Consider the following 16717-nt stretch of genomic DNA (forward strand, 5'->3'; position numbering starts at 1 on the left):
TTTTCATTGCCTGCTTTCGTTACCCGCTAAGGTCAAACTACGACCGCCATCCACGGCAATAATCTGCCCTGTGATATACGGGGCAGCTGCCAAAAATACCGCCACTTGCGCGATATCTTGCGGTGTGCCAATTCTTTTTAACGGTACGGCATGGCAGATTTTTTCAATCGTTTGGGCGGTGAGCGCTTGCTCAGAGCCCTCCATGGGTAAAATGTTAATACCCGGCGCGATACCATTGACGCGAATATCGGGCGCTAGTTCGATTGCTAGCGACTGCACCATCATTTGGTGCGCGGCTTTTGCCATGTTATAGACTGTATAACCCCCAAATGGCTTGCCATTGGCGTGAATGTCCAAAATGCTTATAATGCAGCCTTGCGATTTTTTTAGATAAGGGTATAAATATTGGCTGATAAATAACGGGGTTTGCGCATTGGTCAAAAATAAATTTTGCCAGTCTTGCTGAGAGATTTGACCAAAGGGCGTCGGGTAAAACCGTGAGGCATTATGAACTAGACAATCCAATCGACCAAAACTGTTGACTATTTGCCAAGTCAATTGTGGCAAAGTTTCAAAGTTCTCTAAATCCCCTTGCACGCTTTTTGCTGACTGTGGGCGAATGGCATTACAGTAATTAACAAGTTCGATGGCTTCTGATTCACTGGTATGGTAATGGATAATGATATTATAATTGGCTTGGTGCAGTGCCAGCACAAGCGCCCGACCAATTCGTTTGGCGCCACCTGTGACACACGCCACACGGCACGGATTGGATACTTCGCTCATCGCGGCTGGATTCAACATCATTTGCTACCTATGTCTATTTGATTAAGCGTTTATTTGATTAATCGGTTTGTCGTTTTAATCATTCATGCTTTAATCCATATGAGCCCAATTGGTTGGGATTGGAAAACCCCATGATTATCACACACCTTGAACGAGCGACACAACTTTATCAAGCGCTGCAGGATTATCAGCAAAGCACCCATGCCTTTAGCCAGACGTCACAGCGGCAATTGACCGCTTTTGCTAATCATTTGGTCGCTAGCGAACGGCAAGCACAGTATTTGACCGCGTTAGCCAAGCGTACACTAGTTACCCCCACTTATTGGTCAACGCAGCGAGCCAATCCCAATAGCGCGTTTTTTGACCCTGTCAAAGCCATATTATATTGGCAAAGTATCGATATCGCCGAGTCGCTTTGGTTGGCTTTTTTACTCATTCATGTCGGTGATAGCCCACAGTTACAGGGCAACCGTCAATCTCAATGGCAATATTTACGCCTGTTGTATGGCAATTTTAGTGGTGCTGACGAACCTAGTAAACCCTTACTAAGTTGGGCAACGATGACCGCCAACCCTCAAGTAATCGTAGAGTGGGTTCGTGAGTGTCAAAGTCATCAAATAAGCTTTAAATTCGGTAAACATCGCAAATATGAGTCAATCAAACAGCTGCCCCAAGTAGTGGATAGTTACGGGCATTGGCTTGCTGATATAGGTGGGGTAGCAAATTTAACCAATGGAGGGATACAACAAGATTTGAGCGCTGAACAACGCTTTGCCCACTGGTATAAAACCCTAAACATCTATCGATTTGGACGATTAGCCAAATTTGAGTTTTTATCGCTACTTGGCTATCTTAAAGTTTTAGCCATCAAAGCCGATCACTGCTATTTGACTAAAGCCACAGGCCCAAAACGTGGCGCAAAATTGCTATTTGGTCATTACACCACAGACCCTCAGTTAGAGCGTTTGGCGGTACAAACGGCAGAGGCAATTGGGGTTGACTATGCTGTATTTGAAGCAGCGTTATGTCATTGGCAAGCATCACCAAATGGCGCACCAAGTCCTAACGATTTACCTTAAATTTACATAAAAAAAGAGCAGGGCTTAGCCTGCTCTTAATTTTTGACACTTAAAAATTAGTTAGCTTTAAAATAGTTAACTTTAAAAAAATTAGTTACCTTGCTCAAGCGTTTGTTGATAGGCTTGGTCAAAATTGACTGGCGCAAGTAACAATTGTGGGAAACTACCACGGGTCACAATGTCACTGACCACTTCACGGGCATAAGGGAACAATACGTTTGGACAATACGCACCTAAAATTGCGCCCAATTGTTCTTCAGGGATATTTTGCAACATAAAGATGCCCGCTTGGTGTACTTCTGCGATAAACGCGGTTTCCCCACCGTTATTGGCAGTCACATTAACGGTTAATATTACTTGGTAGTGGTCATCGTCCAATTTTTCAGCGGCACTTGATAGGTTGATATCAAGCTCTGGTTGCCATTCACGGGTAAATACCTCTGCACCCGGTACTTCTAATGACATATCTTTAACATAGATACGTTCTAGCGCCAGTTGTGGTAAGTTTTGTTCGTCTGCCATGATAGTGTCCTCAATTAACTGTTTTTACGGGAATTATAACAATATGACAGCTTTAAATTTTTCTAAAAACTAGTCTAAAAACTATCAACTGTATTTATAATGGGCATTATTTATCTAGTAAAGTTCTAGTAAATTTTTTTAATCTGCGAACGATTAATCCGCTAATAAACCATCAAGTTTGCCTTGACGCTCAAGACCAGCGAGTTGGTCATAACCACCAATGAAATTATCACCAATAAAAATTTGCGGTACTGTGCGATAATTATTGGTTTTTTGCGCCAATGCCTGACGTTCTTCTGTGGTCACATCATACATGTTAACTTCTTCAAATGCTTGACCTTTGTTTTTTAATAGCATTTTAGCTTGCATACAGTAGGGGCAAGTCGGTGTGGTATAAATTTTCACCATAGCCATAACAATCTCCTTATTTCTGGATTTTTTAAAATGGGTTAAAAGCTTATTATCAGATACCGATGAGATAATAAAGCGTTATTGATGGTTATGGGGCTTGGCGATTCAAATTTCAAATTGTGAACAGCCAACCAGTCTTATTTGGTTTTGCCGGACACGGTTTTTTCTACCACTAAAGGTAAACCTGCGGCTTGCCAATTGGTAATACCACCATCGAGACGATAAACGTTGTCGTTACCAATCATTGCCACTGCGGTACCTGCAGTCATACCCATTTGGCAAACGATGATAATAGGATGGTCAGCACTACGAAGTGCGTCAACGTGATCTTTTAGCTCAGTAAACGGGATATTGCGGCTGCCTTTGATATAGCCTTTTTCAAAATCTTTTCGTGGGCGGATATCAATCAGCTGAGCGTTTTGGTTGTTAACCATCAAGCCCACTGCATTTGGATTGATTTTTTTGCCGCCGCGTTTGTTCTCAAGCATAAAAAATAGCACAATTAGCACAAACATGGTGCCAAATAAAAATGGGTGATGACCCATAAACTCAAACCAACGTTCCAAGATATCCTCCACAGGGGCATTGCTTCAAAATTATCGTTTGATTGCCCATAAAAAATTGACTGTATTATAACGGTAGTTGTCAATTTTAAGAAACTTTTATTTAGTCTAATATTTAGTCTAAAATCGCAAGCTTAAAAATCCTGCGAGGCCGCTTCTTGTTGCAGGAGTACCAAATTCTCCACCCGCCTTGCTAGCACCTGTCCGTCTGCTACTGCCTGCCACATCGCACAATTGGGCGTGGACTCGGTATGTTTGCAATCGCGAAAACGGCAGTAGGGGGCAAGCGGCGCAAGCTCGATAAAGCCTTGTAAAATATCATCAGGGGTCAAATGCCAAAGCCCATATTCGCGAATACCGGGCGTATCAATAATGGCACCTTTGCTGAGCGCCATCGGGTCAAACGCTAAAAATCGGCTGGTAGTGGTGGTATGTTGACCCAACTGTGAAATGGTTGAAATTTCATTGACTGATTGTCCCGCGGCAGGCAATAACTGATTGACCAAGCTGCTTTTACCAACCCCTGATTGACCAGCAAAAATCACATTCTTGCCGGCAACGGTGTTTTTTAGGTGGGTTAAGTCACCACTCGATTGGGTCACCAAGGTGGCGTAGCCAAGCTGTTGATAGGCTGACAGTAGCTCTGTCACCTCGCTATGACTACCATCTGCCAACAAATCGGCTTTATTTAAAATCAGTAATGGCGTGATGTCTGAGTGATGGCAAGCCACCAAATACCGATCAATCAGCTGGGCAGACGGCAGCGGCAGCGGCGCAAATACGACTGCTAAAATATCGACATTGGCGGCGATGGGTTTGAGCTTGTGGTAACGGTCAGGGCGGTAGATGATGCTTTGTCTATCATAAATCGCTTCAATGCGTCCAAGCCCTGTATTTGGGTCAGCGACAAAGCGGACTTTATCCCCAGTGGCAATCAGTGGCAAGTTGGTACGGGTGTGACAACGCCAAACACTGTGCAGGGTGATGGGTTGCCAAAACGGCTCTGGCTCGTCAGCGGCGACAATCGGTTTTTCAGGCAGGGTTTGCGGTAGGCTAGTGGCTTGGACTTCAAGCTGCTTGCCAAAGTTTGCGACAACAATGCCATCCATCAGCTGGGCATCGTCCAGCACTTGCTGGGATTTTTGCTGTTTTTGGATGCGGCGGGTTTGCTGGTCAGTGAGTTTACGTTTACGGATTAACGCCATACGCTATCTACTACCTCAGCCACTAGGGGATTTTTTACCATACTAACACCTTATAAAATTTTACAATACTTTTGGACTCGCTACATGGGCAGGCATGAGCAATCGCCAACAAAACCGATATTTTACCTGTAAAATCTGCTAAGATGGCGGATTATTTGTTAAAGCGTATGAAAAGGCAGCAGTATGGCGGTTGATAAAAAACATCTGATTTGGATTGACCTTGAGATGACAGGTCTAGATACCCTCAACGATACCATCATCGAGATAGCGACGATAGTGACTGACAGTGAACTCAATATCCTAGCCGAAGGTCCTGTGTTTGCCATCCATACGCCTGACATCGTGCTCAACAGCATGGATGATTGGAACACGCGCCAACATGGGCAATCGGGACTGATTGACCGTATTCGCCGTAGTAATGTGACGATGGCTCAAGCAGAAAGCGAAACCATTGCATTTTTGAGTAAATATGTCGAATCAGGACGCTCACCGATGTGTGGCAATTCGATTTGCCAAGACAGACGGTTTTTGGCACGTCAAATGCCAACGCTTGAGCGGTTTTTTCATTACCGCAACTTAGATGTGTCAACGGTCAAAGAGCTGGCTTATCGCTGGCGCCCCGATATTTTGTCAAGCTTTGAGAAAAAAGGAAATCATTTGGCACTTGATGATATCCGTGATTCGATTCGTGAACTGCGCCACTATAAAGCGCATTTTTTTAAATTTATTGGTTAACAGTAAAATTTTTAAAACGATACAATTCATATCATAATACTTGAAATTGTCCAAAATTTTAGGCATCATAAGCTGACAAAAGGAATTTGTTAGCTTGACTTGAGACAAGTAAATCGAGATACAAATAAATCAGCGTGAGTGTAAATCGGCAATAGTTGTGAGCCCATCGTAAAAAAACTGGTTGTATCAACTCAAATTTATTCCAAGCCAGATTTATTTCAAGTCAGCGTTATTTTAAGCTAGTGGGTGACCGTTGACACTGGCACTTATTCCTATCTCATGGACGACATTAGGAGCCTGTCATGGACAATCTTGACACCCAAACCCCGCAATCTGTTTATTTCTTTGGGGGTGAAAAAAGGCGATCGGGTATCAACCATGCTGCCCCGTACACCGACAGCCATAACCGTGAAAAATTTAATCACATAAACCCACTGCTTTTAACACCAACAAAAATAACAGGTTAACGGAAAAACAATGCAAGTACAAAATAATACATTTTTGGTCACAGGCGGCGCGTCAGGTCTAGGTGAGGCGACAACCCGTTATTTGGTGGCGCATGGCGCAAATGTTATCATCGCCGATCTGAACCAAGAAGCCGGTGAGAAATTAGTGGCGAAATTGGGCGACAACGTGATTTTTGCAAAATGTGACATCACCAGCGAAGCGGATGTCAAAAATGCGATTGAGGCGGGTGTGAACAAATTTGGTAAATTATCAGGGTCAATCAACTGTGCCGGTATCGTGGTGGTGCAAAAATTACTGGACAAGGAAGGCAACCCAGCCGATTTAACCACCTTTACCCGTGGTATCCAGATTAACCTCATCGGCACTTTCAATGTGGTGCGACTGGCAGCGGCGGCGATGGCAAAAAATACTGCAGATAATAATGAAGATAAAGGTGTGATTATCAACACCGCTTCAATTGCCGCATTCGATGGTCAGGTCGGGCAGGGCAGTTATTCGTCATCCAAAGCAGGTGTGGTGGGCTTAACCTTACCACTCGCGCGTGAGCTGCAGCGTCATCAAATACGTATCATGACCATCGCCCCAGGGGTGTTCGGCACACCGATGATGGCAAGCCTGCCAGAAGCTGCCCGTACCAGTCTTGAGCAAGCCGTGCCTTTTCCCAAACGTTTGGGCAATCCAGAAGAATTTGCTAAATTGGTGGCACACATCATCGAAAATAGCTATCTCAATGGCGACGTTATTCGTTTGGACGGGGCTATTCGCATGGGTTAATTCAGTTGATTGTTGCCAGTAACTGCGCACAGTGACTAGCAACAGTAAATATCAACTTAGTCCTCTAAAAAAGCCACTCTCAAGAAGATTGGCTTTTTTTATTAACAATTTCACAATTTCACCGGGACTATTTGGTAAGTCACTATTTGGTGAGTATTAGGCGGTTATTACGGGTCAATCGAAGACGGTATTCTTCGCCGTCATGCTGAATGCGAATCTCTTTGGTCAGCGCAAATAAATGATTGGAATATAGCGTTGGCAAGGAACTTTGTTGGATGAGATTGGCACGATTTAATAAGTGTAGCATGGGATACTCCTTTTCTCTGAGGATGAAGCGAATAGTGTTTTTAATTGATAATGATTATCATTTATATTTAATGGGTCGTCAAGTGACTTTTTTCACTTTTTCATCAAATTTAATGCTTTATAATGGGTAACAATCAACAGTTTGAGAAAAATATGTCAAAAGTCGTTAATGTGGCAGTCGCGGTGATACATTTTAACAATCAATATCTACTGGGATTTCGTCATGCTAGTCAACACCAAGGCAATCGCTATGAATTTGTTGGGGGGAAAATTGAGCCAGATGAAACCCCAACACAAGGGTTAATTCGTGAAGTCTATGAAGAGATTGGCTTGGATATCGCGCAAAATACCGCAGTCAAAATGGGGGTGATACGCCATGATTATGCTGATAAAACCGTGGCATTGCATGTCTTTAAAATTCGAGTGAGCCAAGCCCAGTTTGATGGGTTACAACAGGGTAAAGGCAAGGAAGGTCAAGCCGTCACATGGGTTCATCAGTCAGACTTGGTCGCCAATCAGTACCCTTTGCCCGATGCCAATGCCCGCATTTTAGAGTGGTTAAAATTGCCTAATACAATTTATATCACCCAGCCTTTAGATAGCTTGGTTAGTGTGGATAAGTGGGTTGATTTTTATAGCCAAAAACTGCCCCAAAGTGCCCATTGTTATCTTCGCCCGCAAACCAGCGATGAAAATGCCACCGCTATGATTGATGGCTTACTCACGATAAGGGCGGATATCACCCCGATTATTCAATATGCAACAGTTGAGCGCTTATTTGAGTACTTACCTGAGCGCTTATTTCAGCGTTTAGATGCGTGGTTAAAAAACGGCATGGTACATTTAAATCACCAACAACTCATGACGCTTGATTTCTCAAGTTTATCAAAAAATTATCACTATTTTGCCAGTTGCCATGACCAACATAGCCTAAGCAGATTAAATACCTTGGCAACCTCGCACACTGTCATGGGCTGTTTTTTATCCCCGGTGAAAGCCACACCGACACATCCAGAAACCTTTCAAAGTGGGGGCATGGGCTGGCAAACCTTGGGTGAATTGGCAAAAATCTGTGATGTGCCGGTGTTTGCGCTGGGCGGGGTGGGGCAGGCAGATTTAGCCACCGCCTATGAGCATGGGGCGATGGGAATCGCGGGTATTCGGTTATTGTTCGACAAGGTATAAAAAGTAGCCAACAGGTTGACTTTTTGTTACAACTTGGTGACATACTTTGTGGGCGGTAGAGCGATTTGCTTTATTAATTTACTTTTTTAACTTGCTTTTTTAACTTGCTTTTTAACTGAGTTGGTTTGTTAGCGAAACTGTGTACAATCTTTAACCTAATGAAAAAAGCCCATAAGCGTTTGGGCGTTTGCTATTTAACAATAGCGCATTCGTTGTAACAACTGGCTGACAAAAAATGCCCCAATAGTCACCGTTTGAGCGTTTATTTTGGGCTAAAATGACTACTTTAATGCGCAATAACACTGAGTAAAATAAGGTGATATAGACAATGAAAATAATGAGTAAAAAAACGTTAGCAGTGGCAGGTATTGCAGGTACATTAATTGCGATAAGTGCTTGCTCCACCACCACCCCCACCAAAAACACCTCAACCGAAACCACCGCCAAGTCCACAGGCATTGGTAAAGCTCAGGCGGTGCAAAGCGTTGATTTAAACCGTTATGCGGGCAAATGGTACGAAATCGCCCGTTTGCCGATGTTTTTTCAGCGTAACTGTGCCAGTGATGTCACCGCCACTTATACCCTACAACCGACAGGCAAGGTGGAAGTTAATAACCAGTGTATGGGCAAAGACGGCAAACCCATGCAAAGCATTGGTGAAGCCACCAAAAATGGCGATAGTGGCAGTAAACTTAAAGTTACTTTCTTGCCGCAAGGATTGCGTTGGTTGCCTGTGGGTAAAGCCGACTATTGGGTGCTTGCTTTAGACCCCAATTATAACCATGCGTTGGTAGGTACGCCAAACCAAAAATACTTGTGGATTTTGTCACGCACACCCACGATGGATGAAGACACTTATCAAACAATGGTCGCTACCGCAAAATCTCAAGGGTACGATGTCAGTAAATTGCAAAAAACCGTACAAAACAGCCGATAAGCTTGCTAGCTGAAACACCCTGCTTTAAAATTGCTAAAACGCCTAAATTCCGTTACAATTTAGGCGTTTATTTATTGCTGCATTTTCCACAGATTTTATTTTTCCTTCACAAAAAAAGGTCATACTATGTCTGCCAATCTCTACCAAGACCACCTCACTACTCGCAAAAATCAAGAAGCCCAAGCGATTCAGTTGTTAGTTGAGCTAAATACCCTAGCCAATAAAGGCGTCGATGTGCTGTTTTTTGGCAACCGCATTGCCTTAAACCTTGTTGATATCATCGCCCATCATGACAAAAACGCCCTTAACATCGCTGATACGCTCGCCTTTGTCACCGCGTTAAACGACCAAGATCTAAGCCATACCACCGTGGACTTGGGTCAAGCGCTAAAATCAGGTAAACAAGCCGACAGCTTTACCAGCGGTGACGAAGTGCCTGCGACAGATGTCGTGTTGTATGGTTTTGGTCGTATCGGTCGTATCTTGGCTCGGTTGCTGATGAGCCGTCCTGCCTCAGATAAAGGCTTACAATTAAAAGCCATCGTCGTCCGTCCAGCCGGTGAAGCCGATTTGGAAAAACGTGCAAGCTTGCTTGAGCGTGACTCGGTACATGGCTGGTTTGATGGCTCAGTGGTGGTTGATAAAGCAAACAGCGGTATCATCGCCAACGGTCGTTTTATCAAAGTCATTTATGCTGCTGACCCAAGCGAAATCGACTACACGTCTTATGGTATCGACAATGCCTTAATCATCGACAATACCGGTAAATGGAAAGATGAAGCAGGTCTTGGCAAGCATTTACAGTCAAAAGGTGCCAAAAAAGTGCTATTGACTGCCCCAGCGTCGGGCGATATCAAAAACATCGTCTATAATGTCAATGATGACACCATCGGCAGTGATACCATCGTATCAGCGGCAAGCTGTACTACCAATGCGATTACCCCTACGCTTAAACTCTTAAACGATAAATACGGCATTGAAAACGGTCACATGGAAACCATCCATGCGTTCACCAATGACCAAAACTTGGTCGATAACCACCATAAAGCCGAGCGTCGTGGGCGTGCTGCAACCTTAAATATGGTGATGACAAGCACAGGTGCTGCCAAAGCGGTCAGTAAAGCAATTCCAGAATTAAAAGGCAAATTGTCAGGTAGCTCGGTACGTGTACCAACGCCAAACGTGAGCCTTGCGATTTTGAATTTGAATTTCAAAAACCCGGTTAATTCAAGCGATGAACTCAATGCCTTTATCAAAGAAGCCAGTCAGAGCGAACAATGGCAAGCGCAAATTGCTTATTCAGATTCAGATGAAGCTGTTTCTACCGATTTTGTGGGCTGTGAAAAAGTGGCGATTTGGGATGCCAAATCTACGCTTGCGCAAGACAACCGTGCAGTGATGTACCTATGGTATGACAACGAAATGGGCTATAGCACCCAAGTATTGCGTGTCGCTGAAACCATGGCGAAAAATGTCTAAGTGTTCCTAAGCGTTAAGGACGATTACAAGACCGCTCAAGTTTGGGCGGTTTTTTATTGAATAAAATTTCAAACATCGATTGAGTTCAAATTTTTCTTGCTAAAATTCATGCTATAATATTTGGTTATCCAAGAATTTAAGGAAAGTCTTCAATGCGTTTTATCGATGAAGCAATCGTAACAGTCAAAGCAGGCGACGGCGGCAATGGTATCGTCAGTTTTCGCCGAGAAAAATACGTCCCCAAAGGCGGCCCCGATGGTGGTGATGGCGGCAAAGGCGGTGATGTGTATGTGGTGTGCGACGACAACACCAATACCCTCGTCGATTACCGGTTTACACGTCGCTATGATGCCAAACGCGGCGAAAATGGCGGCGCCAAAAACTGTTCAGGTCGTGGGGCGGATGATATCTATCTATCCGTACCCATCGGTACCACCGTGGTTGATACCGAAACAGGTGAGGTTTTAGCGGACTTGACCAAAAAAGGGCAAACGGCGAGGATTGCCAAAGGCGGTGACGGCGGGCAAGGTAATACCCATTTCAAAACCTCCACCAATCAAGCACCACGACGTGCCACCCCAGGTTTCCCAGGCGAATTAAAAGTCTTGAAGTTTGAGCTAAAAGTGGTGGCTGACGTGGGTCTTATTGGTCTGCCAAATGCGGGTAAATCCACCTTTATTCGTCAAGTCTCTGCTGCCAAACCCAAAGTTGCCAATTATCCGTTTACTACTTTGGTACCGAATCTAGGTGTCGTGGATGTGGGCAAACACCGCTCATTTGTCATGGCAGATATCCCAGGACTGATTGAAGGGGCATCTGAAGGGGCAGGACTGGGTATCCGCTTTTTAAAACACGTCGCTCGTACCCGTCGATTATTGCATCTTGTCGATGTACAGCCCATTGATGGTAGCGACCCTGTGGCAAACGCCCAAGTGATTTTTAATGAGTTAGAGAAATTCTCACCAGAGCTGTCAAAATTGCCACAGATTTTGATTTTAAATAAAATCGACCAAGTGCCCGCAGAAGAATTAAACCAACTTTGCACCCACATCGTGGCAGAGCTTGGTTGGACAGGGATGGTTTTTCGTACCTCCACGCTCACAGGCGAAGGGGTTGATGCCGTGGTTTGGCATTTGATGAATGAAATCGAGCAAGAGCGCGAGATGGAAGAAACTGATCCCGACTTTGCTGAAAGTCAGCGGTTGCGTTTTGAACGACTGGAAGCGGAAGTGCGCGCCAATACGGAAGAGCAAAAAGAAGCATATCGTGCCAAACGTAAAGCTGAGCGTGAAGGTCGCGCATTGGATGAAGATGATTTTGATGACGACGACTACGATGACGATGATGGCGTGGAAGTAGTATACGCACCTTAGCGGTGATGGAAATAGCTTTAAAAAGGTTAGCCCGGGCTAACCTTTTTATTAAGTGAATTTAGATAAGGACGGGTCATTTTTTTAATGCTTTGACAATATGCGGTAATTCACCATAAAACACCCCAATGCCTGTCCCCATCAAGCCATGATTGGCAAGCGAAATAGTCGACACGCGAATGACAAGCAAATCATCCCAACCAAAATGGGTCGCTAATATTTTTTTAAAAAATTCGGTACTTTCATGATGCCCCGTATCTGTCAAATAGATAAACGCGGGTTGATTTGCGGCAAGTTTTTCGATGGTTTTTCCCATGGTGATCAGGGTTTTTTCAAGCTTGCGCACTTTTTCCACCGCGATAATCTCGCCAATTTGATTAATTTGCATAATCGGTTTAATATCAAATAAGTTGGCAACAAATGCGGCAGGGGCGGACAATTTTTTGTTGCGAATAATATAGTCCAAGTCACTGAGGGTAAATAAAAATTCACTGCGACGTCGCAAATCGTCAAGTTTTTTTGCCACGTTTTCAAACGATTCACCTTGTTCAATCAACACTTTTGCCTCGTACGCCAGCGCCCCTTCAGCAATATTGAGTGTTTTGGTGTCATACACAAAGATGTGCAGACGATTGGCATAATGTACTTTGAGTTCTTCTAGCATGGGCAAGGTTTGGCTAAATTTGGACGAGATGCCGCAAACAAATACCTCAGTGACTCCGCGAGCAATCAAATCATTAAACAACAGATGCATTTCATGGATGGATGGCGGAAATGTACTCGCTACCGATTTGAGGTTGGTTTTCATGATGGTTGCTAGGCGCTCACTGGTGATATTTTTACCATCGATAAAATCAACGTTGTTGATGTTTACGTGTAAACGCAGAATGTCTATGCCTTGCGACAATCCGTGGGCTTCAAGACAAGATGAGGAAGTGGTGACAACAGCGCTTTTCATAAATTTGATAAACCCAGTAGCACATGACGATGAGCAAATTTATATAAAAGCAATGTTGATAGCAAGTTATCCTCATCTAAATTGAGAAAACCTCAAGTCAATATTTTTTAGTTGACAATGTCAATTTGTTTTTTCAATGGTTACTATTTGATTGGGATAGAAATGCGTATGATAAAAACATGTGATATTTAACGGCTACCGGCATCGAATTAGCATTTATAAAGCCAGTAAAAATTGTTACAATGCTCAGCCAAGCCATTATGGCATTTAATTTGATTAAAAAATTGCACTTGACTAATTATGATTGCCAACTTATGACTGCCAACGCCTCACCTAGCTCAACTAAAAAAGCCCTTAAGTCAAATACTATTGTGGTAAAAATTGGTTCATCGCTACTAACCAATAATGGTAAAGGCTTGGATCGCACCGCAATTTATGAATGGGCGAAGCAAATTGCCAAGCTGCATAATGAAGGTTATCAGGTATTGCTAGTGTCCTCAGGGGCAGTGGCAGAAGGGGTGGTGCGGATGAATTTGGAAGAACGCCCCAAAAAATTGCAAGCCTTGCAAGCCTGCGCCGCCATTGGGCAGATGGGCTTGATTGAAACTTGGTGGTCGGCGTTGATTCAGTATGGTGTACAAAGCGCCCAGTTGCTACTGACCCATGACGATCTTGCCAACCGAAATCGTTATCTCAATACCGCTAATACGTTAAATCAGCTACTTGAATGGCGCGTGCTACCGGTCATTAATGAAAATGACACCGTCAGTGTCGATGAAATCAAATTTGGTGATAATGACAGTCTAGGTGCGATGGTGGCAGCCATGGTCAAAGCTGATTTATACATTATATTGACCGACCAGCAAGGCGTATTCACCGATAACCCTCGCACCAACCCGGATGCGAAGCTGATTAAGAGCGAACGGGCAATGGCAGATTATTTGTTTGACGTGGCGGGAGATGGTGGCAAATTGGGTCGTGGCGGGATGATTACCAAAATTCGCGCGGCAAGGCTTGCGGCAATGGGTGGTTGTCCCACCGTGATTGTCAGCGGCAGCATCGATAACGTGATTAATCGCGTGGTCAAAGGGGAATCCTTAGGTACGATGCTCACTACCAATGACGATGATAAACGCATTGCCAAAAAACAATGGCTAGCCGCTCATCTGCGTATGGCAGGTCGCTTGGTGATTGACGATGGCGCAGTGGATGCCATCATTAAAAATAACAAAAGCTTATTGCCTGTCGGGGTGATTGAAGTGCAAGGTGATTTTGATGAGGGCGATGTGGTGGAGTGCGTTGATAAAACAGGGGTGCGTATCGCGGTCGGTCAGGTGGATTTCTCATCAAATGAAGCTAAGCGCATCGCTCGCAAACGCAATAGCGACATCGAAGCGATTTTGGGTAAAAATGAGGAACGGCACGTGATGGTACATCGTGATAATATGGCGATTATCGTATAATTTTCGACAATTCTTGATTGAAATTTGACTACTTTTAGACTGATTCAATATTATTTTACCCAATAGTATTTTTACCCAAGATTATTTTTGAAGGCAATGACATGACCCATAACTTTCCGATGTTAAAAAATGACCGCATTTTAAGAGCCATGCGTTTTGAATCTGTGGATGTGACCCCTGTGTGGATGATGCGACAAGCCGGTCGATATTTGCCTGAGTATAAACAAACCCGTGCCCAAGCCGGTGATTTTCTATCGCTTTGCAAAAATACCGATTTGGCGACGGAAGTCACCATTCAGCCATTTCGCCGTTTTGAGTTGGATGCGGCGATTTTGTTTAGTGATATTTTAACCATTCCTGATGCGCTCGGTTTGGGTCTGTATTTTGAGGCAGGGGAAGGTCCAAAATTTCACAAAACTGTCAGAAGCATGGCAGAGGTTGAAGCCTTGCCAACCGTCGCGATGGCAGATGCACTTGACTATGTGATGAAAGCGGTGACCAGTATTCGTCATGCGCTGGCAGGCCGTGCGCCATTATTTGGCTTCTCGGGTAGTCCGTGGACGCTAGCGACCTATATGATTGAAGGCGGTAGTTCTAAAGAATACCGCTATGCCAAAGCCATGTTGTATGGCGAGCCTGAAACCTTGCATGCGCTGCTCGCTAAAATCACTGATGCTGTGATTGATTATTTGCTAGCGCAGATAGCAGCGGGGGCGCAGTTATTACAAATTTTTGATAGTTGGGGTGGGGCATTGGCGCATCGCCAATTTGTTGAATTCTCGCACCATTACAATACTAAAATTGTCGCGGCGATCAAAGCAACATACCCAGAGGTACCTGTGGTACTATTTACCAAAGGTGGCGGCTTGTGGTTAGATACCCAATGCCACAGTGGCGCGGATGCGCTAGGACTTGATTGGACGATGCCACTAGATAGAGCCCGCAGCATCGTCTTTGAACAACAAAAAGAATTGACCAAATTGCACAAAAAGCTGCATACAGGCATCGCGCTGCAAGGTAATCTTGACCCCGCGACATTATTTGCATCGCCTGAGCATATTCGCCAGCAGACGCATTTGATGCTACAGGACGCCTACAGCCTCGGTGATAAAACAGGCTATATAGCAAACTTAGGTCACGGTATTAACCAATGGGTTAATCCTGACCATGCCAAAGCTTTTATTGATGCGGTGCATGAATATAAACTTTAATACCAACATCAGGAGACGACCATGATCAAAGTAGGTATTGTCGGTGGCACAGGCTACACTGGCGTAGAGCTAATTCGACTATTGAGTCGTCATCCACAGGCACAAGTGACGATGCTGACATCGCGCTCAGAAGCGGGCCGACGCGTTGATGATATGTTTCCAAGTTTGCGGGGCGTGACCGATTTAACGTTTTCGGATTTGGATGAAAAAAAATTAGCAGCATGTGATGTGGTATTCTTTGCTACGCCCCACGGCGTTGCCATGAAGCATGCCAAATTTTTAACCGAAAATGGCACTAAAGTCATCGATTTGGCGGCAGATTTTCGTTTGCAGTCGCTACAAGATTTTGAAACTTGGTATAAACTTGAACATACTTGCCCCGATATTTTAAAAGAAGCTGTGTATGGGTTACCCGAAGTCAATCGTGATGCCATTGCCAAAGCCAAGGTCATTGGCAACCCAGGTTGTTATCCCACCACGGCGATTTTGGGATTAAAACCACTAATCGACGCCCAAAACAGCCAGCAGCAGGCATTGATTGAGCCTTGGATTATTATTGATGCCAAATCAGGCGTCTCAGGTGCAGGTCGCCAAGCCAAAATGAATTTGTTATTTAGCGAGACATCGGATAGTTTTAGCGCCTATGGCGTGGCAGGTCATCGTCACGCTCCAGAGATTAGCCAAGGGATTGACCAAATATTGGGTCAAAGCAAACGCTTTCAGTCGCATGATATCCGCTTTGTACCCCATTTAGTACCCATGATTCGCGGTATGTTTACCACGATTCATGTTCGCTTGACGGCGGCGGGTCAAGCGTTAGATTTACAATCTTTATATGAAACCAGCTATCAAAACGAATATTTTGTAGACGTCATGCCAAAAGGGATGTACCCAGATACCCGTAGTGTACGGGGTAGCAACTATTTAAGAATTGCGGTGCAAACACTAGAAAATAGCCCGATGGCGACGATTTTGGTGGTACAAGATAATTTGGTCAAAGGTGCGGCAGGACAAGCCGTGCAAAATATGAACGTGATGTTTGGGCTTGCAGAGCAAACAGGGTTGGCGTTAGTTGCCGTCGTGCCTTAAGTTATTTCTTTAATAAGTGGTTTTCTTAAGCTATTTATGGTCAGCCTATTTAAAAATGTTAATGCCATAACAAGCATTGCTTTATTTTTTTTAGCCAAAAAAATATGACGCTATGATGAAATGGGCTAACTTTATTATTTTTTCAGTCAATAAATTTAGCTGAATTCATCATAATT

18 protein-coding genes are annotated in these 16717 nt (G+C 44.2%); 11 read left to right on the forward strand and 7 right to left on the reverse strand.

Translation table 11 applies throughout. The annotated features are described in order from the left end of the window. Positions 1–3: 3 nt before the first annotated feature. Positions 4–807 (reverse strand): pteridine reductase, encoded by an 804-nt coding sequence (locus tag RT084_RS06910; protein WP_312539209.1) that lies wholly within the window; start codon positions 805–807, stop codon positions 4–6. 110 nt (positions 808–917) lie between these two features. Between RT084_RS06910 and RT084_RS06915 the strand changes: the two genes are divergently transcribed. Then, the gene (locus tag RT084_RS06915) at positions 918–1865 is read left to right on the forward strand and encodes an alpha-glutamyl/putrescinyl thymine pyrophosphorylase clade 3 protein (RefSeq protein ID WP_312384110.1); all 948 of its coding nucleotides are present in this window, start codon (positions 918–920) and stop codon (positions 1863–1865) included. A gap of 90 nt (positions 1866–1955) precedes the next feature. Here RT084_RS06915 and secB read toward each other — a convergent pair whose 3' ends face one another. From secB to rsgA, 4 genes are all read right to left on the reverse strand, one after another. After that, positions 1956–2387, reverse strand: a complete 432-nt coding sequence (gene secB, locus RT084_RS06920) for a protein-export chaperone SecB (protein ID WP_050325070.1) — start codon at positions 2385–2387, stop codon at positions 1956–1958. A gap of 153 nt (positions 2388–2540) precedes the next feature. Continuing rightward, positions 2541–2801, reverse strand: coding sequence for a glutaredoxin 3 (gene grxC / locus RT084_RS06925; protein ID WP_036589920.1), 261 nt, complete (start codon positions 2799–2801; stop codon positions 2541–2543). Positions 2802–2935: 134 nt separating this feature from the next. Then, positions 2936–3364, reverse strand: coding sequence for a rhodanese-like domain-containing protein (locus RT084_RS06930; RefSeq protein WP_007114958.1), 429 nt, complete (start codon positions 3362–3364; stop codon positions 2936–2938). A 131-nt stretch (positions 3365–3495) separates the two neighbouring features. Next, positions 3496–4566 carry a ribosome small subunit-dependent GTPase A gene (gene rsgA, locus RT084_RS06935; RefSeq protein WP_312384106.1) on the reverse strand — a complete coding sequence of 357 codons (1071 nt, stop codon included), beginning with the start codon at positions 4564–4566 and terminating at the stop codon, positions 3496–3498. Between the two features lie 183 nt (positions 4567–4749). Here rsgA and orn point away from each other — a divergent pair, with 183 nt between their 5' ends. The 3 genes from orn to RT084_RS06950 all read left to right on the forward strand — a co-directional run bounded on the left by orn (position 4750) and on the right by RT084_RS06950 (position 6543). Further along, positions 4750–5301 carry an oligoribonuclease gene (gene orn / locus RT084_RS06940; protein ID WP_138017988.1) on the forward strand — a complete coding sequence of 184 codons (552 nt, stop codon included), beginning with the start codon at positions 4750–4752 and terminating at the stop codon, positions 5299–5301. A 302-nt stretch (positions 5302–5603) separates the two neighbouring features. Next, positions 5604–5768, forward strand: a complete 165-nt coding sequence (locus tag RT084_RS06945) for a hypothetical protein (RefSeq protein WP_157819377.1) — start codon at positions 5604–5606, stop codon at positions 5766–5768. 10 nt (positions 5769–5778) lie between these two features. Further along, positions 5779–6543, forward strand: a complete 765-nt coding sequence (locus tag RT084_RS06950; RefSeq protein WP_312384102.1) for a 3-hydroxyacyl-CoA dehydrogenase — start codon at positions 5779–5781, stop codon at positions 6541–6543. 142 nt (positions 6544–6685) lie between these two features. Here the strand turns inward: RT084_RS06950 and hemP are convergent, their stop codons facing one another. Then, the gene (gene hemP / locus RT084_RS06955) at positions 6686–6850 is read right to left on the reverse strand and encodes a hemin uptake protein HemP (protein WP_007114963.1); all 165 of its coding nucleotides are present in this window, start codon (positions 6848–6850) and stop codon (positions 6686–6688) included. 122 nt (positions 6851–6972) lie between these two features. On the opposite strand from hemP, the gene RT084_RS06960 reads away from it, so the two are divergent. The 4 genes from RT084_RS06960 (at position 6973) to obgE (ending at position 11823) form a co-directional block, all read left to right on the forward strand. After that, positions 6973–8034, forward strand: a complete 1062-nt coding sequence (locus RT084_RS06960) for an NUDIX domain-containing protein (protein ID WP_313098611.1) — start codon at positions 6973–6975, stop codon at positions 8032–8034. 328 nt (positions 8035–8362) lie between these two features. Continuing rightward, positions 8363–8971 carry a lipocalin family protein gene (locus RT084_RS06965; RefSeq protein ID WP_409418407.1) on the forward strand — a complete coding sequence of 203 codons (609 nt, stop codon included), beginning with the start codon at positions 8363–8365 and terminating at the stop codon, positions 8969–8971. Between the two features lie 126 nt (positions 8972–9097). Then, a complete protein-coding gene (locus tag RT084_RS06970; protein WP_313098615.1) occupies positions 9098–10450 on the forward strand; it encodes a glyceraldehyde-3-phosphate dehydrogenase in 1353 nt (450 codons plus the stop codon). A 152-nt stretch (positions 10451–10602) separates the two neighbouring features. Continuing rightward, complete coding sequence (gene obgE, locus RT084_RS06975; protein ID WP_007114967.1) at positions 10603–11823, forward strand: GTPase ObgE; 1221 nt, start codon at positions 10603–10605, stop codon at positions 11821–11823. A gap of 73 nt (positions 11824–11896) precedes the next feature. Here obgE and RT084_RS06980 read toward each other — a convergent pair whose 3' ends face one another. After that, a complete protein-coding gene (locus tag RT084_RS06980) occupies positions 11897–12778 on the reverse strand; it encodes a DegV family protein (RefSeq protein ID WP_312384097.1) in 882 nt (293 codons plus the stop codon). A 314-nt stretch (positions 12779–13092) separates the two neighbouring features. On the opposite strand from RT084_RS06980, the gene proB reads away from it, so the two are divergent. The 3 genes from proB to argC all read left to right on the forward strand — a co-directional run bounded on the left by proB (position 13093) and on the right by argC (position 16541). After that, positions 13093–14241 carry a glutamate 5-kinase gene (proB, locus tag RT084_RS06985; protein ID WP_312384096.1) on the forward strand — a complete coding sequence of 383 codons (1149 nt, stop codon included), beginning with the start codon at positions 13093–13095 and terminating at the stop codon, positions 14239–14241. Positions 14242–14342: 101 nt separating this feature from the next. Next, positions 14343–15452 carry a uroporphyrinogen decarboxylase gene (gene hemE / locus RT084_RS06990; RefSeq protein ID WP_312384095.1) on the forward strand — a complete coding sequence of 370 codons (1110 nt, stop codon included), beginning with the start codon at positions 14343–14345 and terminating at the stop codon, positions 15450–15452. 21 nt (positions 15453–15473) lie between these two features. Continuing rightward, entirely contained in the window at positions 15474–16541 is a 1068-nt protein-coding gene (gene argC / locus RT084_RS06995; protein WP_188874992.1) for an N-acetyl-gamma-glutamyl-phosphate reductase, read from the forward strand. The last annotated feature ends 176 nt before the right edge of the window (positions 16542–16717 follow it).

It is taken from the genome of Moraxella sp. CTOTU48717 (genome assembly GCF_032057165.1).
In the GTDB taxonomy this organism is placed as follows: domain Bacteria; phylum Pseudomonadota; class Gammaproteobacteria; order Pseudomonadales; family Moraxellaceae; genus Faucicola; species Faucicola tetraodonis.